Source organism: Nocardia sp. NPDC059154, from assembly GCF_042755705.1.
In the GTDB taxonomy this organism is placed as follows: Bacteria; Actinomycetota; Actinomycetes; order Mycobacteriales; family Mycobacteriaceae; genus Nocardia.
In genome coordinates this window covers 1-3,834 of record NZ_JBHZCS010000079.1, presented here as the reverse complement: position 1 = coordinate 3,834, position 3,834 = coordinate 1, and the positions used below count along the sequence as shown (strand labels likewise).

Annotated in this window: 4 protein-coding genes and 1 pseudogene; all 5 read right to left on the bottom strand. The window is 70.2% G+C overall.

Annotated features, from left to right (window positions below; all coding sequences use genetic code 11):
• The coding region (locus ACFXN1_RS42875; RefSeq protein WP_379463907.1) for a response regulator transcription factor at positions 1 to 218 on the bottom strand (218 nt) is incomplete at its 3' end.
• 145 nt (positions 219 to 363) lie between these two features.
• Positions 364 to 537, bottom strand: a pseudogene (locus ACFXN1_RS42870) (histidine kinase); the annotation flags it as partial.
• Positions 538 to 1,291: 754 nt separating this feature from the next.
• The gene (locus ACFXN1_RS42865; RefSeq protein WP_379441033.1) at positions 1,292 to 1,744 is read right to left on the bottom strand and encodes a DUF350 domain-containing protein; all 453 of its coding nucleotides are present in this window, start codon (positions 1,742 to 1,744) and stop codon (positions 1,292 to 1,294) included.
• A 53-nt stretch (positions 1,745 to 1,797) separates the two neighbouring features.
• Positions 1,798 to 2,961, bottom strand: coding sequence for a glutathionylspermidine synthase family protein (locus ACFXN1_RS42860; RefSeq protein ID WP_379441031.1), 1,164 nt, complete (start codon positions 2,959 to 2,961; stop codon positions 1,798 to 1,800).
• Positions 2,961 to 3,834: hypothetical protein (locus ACFXN1_RS42855; protein WP_379463903.1), on the bottom strand; the 874-nt coding region annotated here is incomplete at its 5' end. The genes ACFXN1_RS42855 and ACFXN1_RS42860, both read right to left, overlap by 1 nt.

The window sequence follows — 3,834 nt, the reverse complement described above, 5'->3', positions numbered from 1 at the left end:
CGCAGTGCCGCCGCCGCGGCCAGGCCGTCCAGGACCGGCATCCGGACGTCCATCAGCACCACGTCGGGTTTCCGTTCGAAGGCGAGATCGACTGCGGCCGAACCATTCTCGGCGGTGCCGACCACCCGCACCCCGGCCTGGAGCGCGAGCAGGGAGGCGATGCCCTCGCGAACCAGTGGTTGATCGTAGGCGATGAGGACGGTGGTCGCGGTGGTCATCGCGAACCAGGGCGAACGCCGCGGATTCGCCGGGCTCGTCGGCGCCGTCGATGTCGACCCGCACCGGAAATCCGCTGCCGTCCAAGCGGTTCGCCAGCGTCGTCAGTGCGGCGGCGAGCGTGAAGCCGCCGGTGTCGGCGCGTAGGGTTCCCACCGCGGTGCGTACCTGATCCAGTGCGGCACGTGCGGAATCGCGCGCGTCGGCGAGGGCCTGATCCGCGGCGGCGGCATCCCGGCTCCGGTACGCGGCCGCCTTTTCCAGCTGGATCGCGACCACCGCCAAATGGTGTCCTGCGGTGTCGTGGATATCGCGCGCCATCCGCGCGCGCTCGGCGGCCGCGGCCAGCGACGCCGCCTGATCGGCGTACTCCCGCAGGCGCGCATGCGATTCCGACAACTCCGCCAGCAACCGTTCGGCCCGCCGCTGGCCGTTCTCGGCCCGCACCGTCAGCGCCCCGAGAGCCATGGCGAACACCACCCCGATCGAGAACATCACGAACTCGGCCGGCCGCGCGGTGCCGGTGCGGTCGTGTGCGTGCAGCGCGACGGCGGTGGCCACCACGCCGAGGATCGTCGCCGCCACCCCGATCGCGGCCCGGCGGCCCAGCGTCACAAAGGCTTCGAACGGCAACAGCACGAACAAGACCTGGGCATTGCCCGAAACGTCGGCCGCGGCCGCCACCGCGAACATCACGGCATGCCCGCCGACCGACCCCACCGCCATGATCCACCCGGCCCGCCACGTCTCCGGCGCGGCGGCCACACCCGGCGCTCCGGAAGCAACCGCCGCGCAGGCTGATTCGGCCGCGCGTCTGTCTTCGCGTCGGTGCGGTTCGTCAGGCGGGCGCGGCGTGATGCCCGGGATCGAACCTGGAATCCGTCGGCGGCGGCGTGGAGCGGGCGACTCCGAGTTGTCCGCCGGGTGCCGGGAGGTGGCCGCGATCCGGCTGGTGACCTCGGTGGACCGGCCGGAGCGGAGGTCCAGCGCGGTGAGTGCGAGCAGGGCGAGGGTGAGGGTGGTGAGGCGGCGGGGCGCGCCGCGGACCGGCTGCCGCAGTACAGCTAGCCGGGCCTCAGAGGATCGCGACCGCCACCACCAGGCCGATGGCGATGTGCGCGGCGGACACCACCACGGACTCGGTGCTGAACTCCGGATTCTTCAGCACCGCACCGATATCGATGCCGAGCACGAATTCCAGGCTGCGCATCGCGATCACCTGGGCCACGATGCCGACCAGTCCGTAGATCGTGGTGGCGATCAGGCCCTCGGCGAGCTTGCCCGCCTGCGCGTAGATGGCCAGCACCACGATGAACGCCGTGCTGAGCATGGCCGCGGAGCTGACGATCACGGCGTTCGGCAGCCCCCGGGCCACCATGGCGCGCAGGGGGCCCGGAGTGGTCCAGTCCACGGCCTGGAAGCCGATGAGCAGCAGCACCAGGCCCAGCAGGGCGTAGCACAGGATCGCGCCGACGCCGCGGCCCAGGGAGTGCCAGTACCCGGCTTCGAGTGCGAGAGCGGTGGTCATCGGGATCCTCCGTGTCGGGGTGAATCGGCGGTGGCTACTGCGGTGTGTGGTGGCTACTGCGGTATACGGTGCGGGACGAAGGTGGAGCTGTCGTCGGTGATCAGGCCGACGGTCTCCCGGATACCCAGTCCCGCGGAGGTGTCGCCCACGATCCAAGCACCCAGCACCGGTCGCATGCCGTCGAATTCGGGGAGTGGGTCCAGCATTTGGTAGACGTACCCCTCGGCGCCGTAGACGCCGCCGGTGGCGGTTTCCATGCCCGCCCCGACGATGGTCATGTTCGCGCCCTCGCGGCCCAGCTTCGGCTTGCGGATGTACTCGGTGAGTTCGTGCGGGTCGTCGAGGTAGGCGGGCAGCAGGTTGGGGTGGCCGGGGTACATCTCCCACAGCACCGCCAGGATCGCCTTGTTGGACAGCAGGGACTTCCAGAGCGGTTCGATCCACATGGTTTCCGGCAGGGACTCCACCACGCGGCGGCCGAAATCGTCGTCGAGGGCCCATTCCCACGGGTAGAGCTTGAAGATGGCCTCGATGGGAGCCTCGGCCAGATCCACGAAACGGTGCAGCTCCGTGTCGAATCCGACGTCCTCGATGGGCAGGGCGACGGTGTCGAATCCGGCCTCGGCGGCGGTCTCCTGCATGTAGGCGGTGGTGACATTGTCCTCGCCGGAGGAGTCCGCACCCGACCAGCTGAAGTGCAGCTGCGAGCCCGGCAGCGTCTCGCGCATCTCACCCCAGCGCTCGACCAGCTTCTCGTGCAGGGAATTCCACTGGTCGTCGTCCGGGTGGGTGTCGGTGAGCCAGTGCCACTGCACGATTGCCGCCTCCAGCAGGGAGGTGGGCGTATCGGCGTTGTACTCCAGCAGTTTCGCCGGGCCGCGGCCGTCATAGCGCATGTCGAAGCGGCCGTAGATGTGCGGGTCGGAGCGGTGCCAGGACTTGGTGATGGGTTCCCAACTCCATTGCGGCAGACCGAAATCGGCGAATCGCTCGGTCAGCACCACCTGTTCGACGGCGTGCAGGCACATGGAGTGCAGCACCTCGACCTGCGCCTCCATGGCCAGGATCTCGTCCATATCGAACTCGTAGTGCACCGACTCGTCCCAGTAGGGCCGGGGTTGCCCGCTCGGGTATTGCCCCGGCGAGCCGTAGACCAGACCCTGACTCTCGATGATCCGCTGCCAGCCCGGCCGCGGAGTGCTGCGTACCCGCCGCACTAGGAACCTCCACCGTGGATCTTCGCGCCGAGTCCGCCGCGTTGAATCGTGCTGCCGCTCTTGGTCTTCACCGTCGCACCGCTGGGCGCCGACGTGCTACCGCCGCTCGGCGCGTGCCCGATGGTGCCGGTGCCGCCGTAGTAGTAGCGATACGAGTGCCCCGCCAGGAAGAAGAAGCCCGGGTGAATCCCGCCGTCCCCGTGGTCCGTCGCATCCGAACAGTAGTTGTCCGGAACGACGATCTCCTGATTGTCCTGTGTCGCAGTGACACTCTGTCCCTGCCCGGTGGGCACGGTCTCACCCTTGTTGGCCACCACCGTGCAATAGGCGGTCACCTCGGGCCCGTTCCACGCCTCCGCCGCCAGATACCCGCCGCCGACCAGCGCCGCGATCCCCACCACGGCCGCACCGCCGATGAGTAGTCGCTTCTTCTTGCGCTGCTTGGCTTCCGCGGCCTCCGCCTCGGCCCGCTCCTGCGCCTCGGCCCGCTTCCGGGCCTTCTCCCGCGCCCGCGCCTCCGCCACCGTGGGCGGCCGCGGCTGGGTGATCCCTGCCTCCTGCGTGGTGATGCTGCCACGTCGCGGCGGCGCGGCCGGCTCGTCCACCGTCGCGGGCAAGGCCGGTTCCGCCGGCTCCAGCACCGGCCCGGGCAGGACGAATCCGGCGTTGCCCAGCAGCGGCCCCGGCGTGGCGGTCGGGCCACCGGCCCCCGGCCGGCCGAAAGCTCCGGGCCCACCATGGAATTCCCCCGCGAGATGATGCGGCCCGTGCTGCTCGCCGCCGTGCTCCGCCCCGAAATCCGCCGGCATCGGCAGCGTCGGCTGATGCCCGGCCGGTCGATCCGCACCGGGCTCGCCGAAACCGCCTGCGCCG